General features: G+C 42.0%; 3 protein-coding genes and 1 pseudogene. 3 read left to right on the forward strand and 1 reads right to left on the reverse strand.

The genetic code is table 11. From position 1 onward, the window contains the following. The 3 genes and pseudogenes from ACYVRA_RS05795 to ACYVRA_RS05805 form a co-directional block, all read left to right on the forward strand. Positions 1–558: pseudogene (locus ACYVRA_RS05795) on the forward strand (hypothetical protein); the annotation flags it as partial. A 2-nt stretch (positions 559–560) separates the two neighbouring features. Continuing rightward, positions 561–2,129, forward strand: coding sequence for a Ppx/GppA phosphatase family protein (locus tag ACYVRA_RS05800; protein WP_461251803.1), 1,569 nt, complete (start codon positions 561–563; stop codon positions 2,127–2,129). Between the two features lie 12 nt (positions 2,130–2,141). Next, positions 2,142–2,813 (forward strand): HAD family hydrolase, encoded by a 672-nt coding sequence (locus tag ACYVRA_RS05805; protein WP_461251804.1) that lies wholly within the window; start codon positions 2,142–2,144, stop codon positions 2,811–2,813. A gap of 55 nt (positions 2,814–2,868) precedes the next feature. Here ACYVRA_RS05805 and ACYVRA_RS05810 read toward each other — a convergent pair whose 3' ends face one another. Next, positions 2,869–3,723, reverse strand: coding sequence for a hypothetical protein (locus ACYVRA_RS05810; protein ID WP_461251805.1), 855 nt, complete (start codon positions 3,721–3,723; stop codon positions 2,869–2,871). Positions 3,724–4,046 lie beyond the last annotated feature (323 nt).

Here is a 4,046-nt window from a genome sequence, read left to right on the forward strand (position 1 = left end):
AAAGAATTTGATGAAACAGGGCGCGGCTTTAGAGGATCGGTTTATCCTTATTTAACATTTATGGTTATAAAAGGGCTTGAGCGCTATCAGCGCTGGGATTTGGCGCGGGAGTGCGCGATTAGGCACATGTACTTTATGCTTGATTCAATGAGCCCGGACGGTAATCATCACAGGGGAAATCTTTGGGAAGCTTATTTGCCCACAAAAGAAGGGCCGGCAAAATGGTCTGGTAAGCCGAATTTCCCGCGCCCGCAGTATTTAACCTACGACGCTCTTTCTACCATCTGCCTAACAATAGAAAATATTGTCGGGCTTTCAATTTCGCTCCCGCGCAAAACAGTAGACTGGGTTATTCCCAATCTGGAAATTATGGGGGTGGAAAATCTTTCCCTTAAAAATAATATGATTACGATTCTTTCTAATAAAAGCGGCAGAGGGTGGGAGATTCACATGGAAAGTGAAAAACTCTATTACTTTACTATTAACATTCTGGGCGTAAAAGAAAAAACGTTGCCAATCCCCTCTGGAAAATGTTCCATTCTTATTGATAAACTGTAATTATGAGTACATTGGAAAATTCATCTTTCAATCCCGACGCGGATACGACACTGACCGCGATCATAGAAATCGGTTCTACGGGCATAAGGCTGAATATCGCTGAGATTCATTCAAACGGAAGCTGGCAGACTCTTGACAGGGCGATGCAGCCCGCGTCTCTTGGGCGCGACGTTTTTACTTCAAGACTGCTTTCCCGCGAATCAATCCTTGAGTGTCTTTCGGTTCTTCAAAACTACCGCGAACTTTTATCAGGGTGGGGCATTGCGGATAACAATATTCATGTTATCGCTACAAGCGCCCTCCGCGCGGCGCGTAACAGGGATGTTTTTATCGACCGAATATATCAGGAAACCGGATTTAATCTTTCTATTGTGGAAGGTATCGAGGAAAACAGGCTGATGTATCTTGCGGTGCGTTTCGCGCTAAAGGACGATCTTCCGCTTATTTGGCGAGCAAATTCCATGATTATCGAGATTGGCGGCGGTTCTACGGAAATTATGCTTTTGCGGCGGGGACAGATGGTAGCGGCTCACAGCTTAAAAATGGGAACAATACTTATCGATCAGCGCTCACGCCAAGGGTTTGGCACGGGCATTTTTTACGAGCGTTATCTGAATGAGAATCTCAGGAGTACTTTGACGCATTTAAACATGGAAATGGATCTTACCCGAGTGCGCATGATTGTCGCCGCCAGCGCCGACGCGCGTCTTGCCGCCGACAAGGTTGGAAAAGAATTAAACGAAAACTGCCGTATCATTAAACGTGAAGATTATATTAAATTTGTAGAACAACTCCGCAATTACAGCATAGAAGACTGCATGCGTAATTTTGGAATTCCTTATGCCGACGCTGAAGGCCTCGTCCTCGGCCTATTGGTACTGAAACTTTTTCTTGAGCAGACTGGAGCCGCGAATATCGCCGTTCCTCTTGTTACAATCCGCGACGGCTATCTTGTCGATTTGGCTTCCGGCGTTGATTCATCCATGCAGGAAGAATTTTTCTCGCAGATAATCGCCTCCGCCATTAACCTTGGGCGTAAATTTCATTTTGACGAGCCTCACGCTCTTAATGTCGCCAAACACTGCATGACGTTATTTGACGCGCTTGTAAAAGAACACGGCATGAGCCGCCGTCATCGCGTAATGCTGGAGACTGCCGCTATTCTGCACGATATTGGCGGTTATATAAAAGCGTCCGGTCATCAGAAACACAGTCAGTACATTGTCGCGAACTCTGAAATTTTCGGGCTTCATCAGGATGAACTTGGCATTATTTCAAATGTAGTCAACTACCATCGCGGAGATCCTCCTTCATCGTCTGATCTTGAGTTTATGATACTCCAGCGCGAGGAGCGCGTTGTTGTTCTTAAAATGGCTTCTATTTTAAGGGTTGCGGACGCTTTGGATCGCGGTCATACTCAGCAAATAAAAAACATCACCGTCGAGCGCCGTTCGGAAACAATCGTCCTTCACGCGGATAAGGCCTATGATCTTTCGCTTGAATTGATGGGGCTTGAAGAAAAGGGCGGATTGTTTCAGGACGTATTTGGATATAAAGTAATTTTAAGTTAAAAAGAGTTTAAAATGGAAACAACAGAAAAAACATTCCGCCCTTCCGCCGTTATTTTTGACATGGACGGCCTTATGTTTGATACGGAAAATCTGACTATCCCTCTTTGGGAAGTCGCGGGCAAACCGTTTGGGTATAACATAACTTATGATATTGTTCTTCGTATGGTAGGGATAAGCGCTGAAAAAGCGCGTTTGGTCATGTATGAGGAATTCGGCACAGATTTTCCATACGACGCAATTCGCAATGAATTCAGAAGGCTTGTACAAGAAGAAGTTGATAAAAACGGAGTCCCCTTAAAACCCGGTCTTATGTATCTGCTTGACCGTCTTTCCGCCGCAAAGATACCATTCGCGGTCGCGACTTCTTCCCGTACTGCCACCGCGACAAATATGCTCAGTAAAGCCGGTATAATCGACCGTTTTGCGGCTCTTACCTGCGGTGAGGAAGTTAAAAACGGAAAACCTGCGCCGGATATTTTTCTTCTTGCGGCGGAAAAATTAGGGCAGCCTCCTTCTGCCTGCGTCGGCTTTGAAGACTCGCCTCCGGGGCTTTTGGGATTACACGCCGCAGGGATACGGTCAATTTTTATTAAAGACCTTATCGAGCCGACGCCGGAAATACTTGCCACGGTTTGGCATCGTTGTAATGATTTATCGGAGGCTGCAGAATATTTGAAGATTTGAACAGTTACCGGCGCATGTATAAATTTCATGCTCATTGTTTGCACAAAGGCGTTTATCAATAATACGGAAAATTATAAATAATTTCTTTGTTCTTTTTATTTTTTGCTGTCACTTTTAATCCGCCAGTATCTGTAATTTCAATTTTTTTTATTACTAGTCCGGTATTTCTGCTTTTTAAAGGATGTTCGCCATAAAATAATGTATTTGCGATTTCTGTTAATTTTTCGCTGCCGTCCGCAACAGCTTCATGAAAAGTATCGTAGTCTATACCAAAGAAGTCTCCAAAAAATTCACATATTAATCCGAGTTGGTAATAATAATCTACTCCATCCTCCATTGGCCCTAATGTAGACCTGAACGCCGCTATATCGCCGTTCTCTATGGCTTTAAAACGCTTAATTATCATATCGACAACATCTTGGGGAATTCTAACGTCCACAGTTATGCCGTTGGGCAAGGTAATGTATTTTCTCATCAAATCGATCCACATCTCATCTATATCATCAAATATTACATAATATACGCCGCTCATTGAATTTCCGCCACGATTTTGTATTAACAGTCCATTTTCATCAAATCGCACCTCAACGCTTTCCGGCGATTCTTGAGGGTCTCCGTCGATTTCCAAACAAGACCATTTTATTCCGTCTAAATAAAAGGATTCAGAATTGTCTGAAAAACTTATTTTCCCTTCCAGTTTTCTATCAGGGGTGGTCATCTCATATTTATATCCTTTAACGTCTTTTGTTATTATTAATTCGACAGGAGTAAGCATATCCTTATCATCAATATAATGACCTTCAATATTTTTTATTTCCATTATGGCGGCGGTATTTCCCTTATTTTTAGAAACACAGCAAATACTCACGGAGCATATCAATAATAAAATATATACAGAATAGTTTTTCATTTGAAATTCCTTTTATTGGGCAATTTATAGTATATTAATTCATTTATGTAAAAACAGTTTCAGACACTTTCTTGCCAATAGCAGATTACTGCATAAAGTGTTATATATTGATTTTATCATTTATTGTCTATGGTGTCAATGGAACAATATTTTTCTAAAATAAATACTAAATAAATTTTTAGGCATACATCGTTCTACAAATACTTGTTGATTTGCCATAAAAAGAGTATATTAAACACAGAGGAGTTTTTATGATTACAGTAACCGAAACTGAAACCGACACCGAGTGTATTCACGGAGAGAGCTGTCCCCTTCATGCCGCA

The organism is Treponema sp. R8-4-B8, assembly GCF_054786175.1.

Coding starts and splice junctions, on each gene's coding strand:
- ACYVRA_RS05805 (WP_461251804.1), top strand. CDS start 2,142: ATGGAAACAACAGAAAAAACATTCCGCCCTTCCGCCGTTATTTTTGAC.
- ACYVRA_RS05810 (WP_461251805.1), bottom strand. CDS start 3,723: ATGAAAAACTATTCTGTATATATTTTATTATTGATATGCTCCGTGAGT.
- ACYVRA_RS05800 (WP_461251803.1), top strand. CDS start 561: ATGAGTACATTGGAAAATTCATCTTTCAATCCCGACGCGGATACGACA.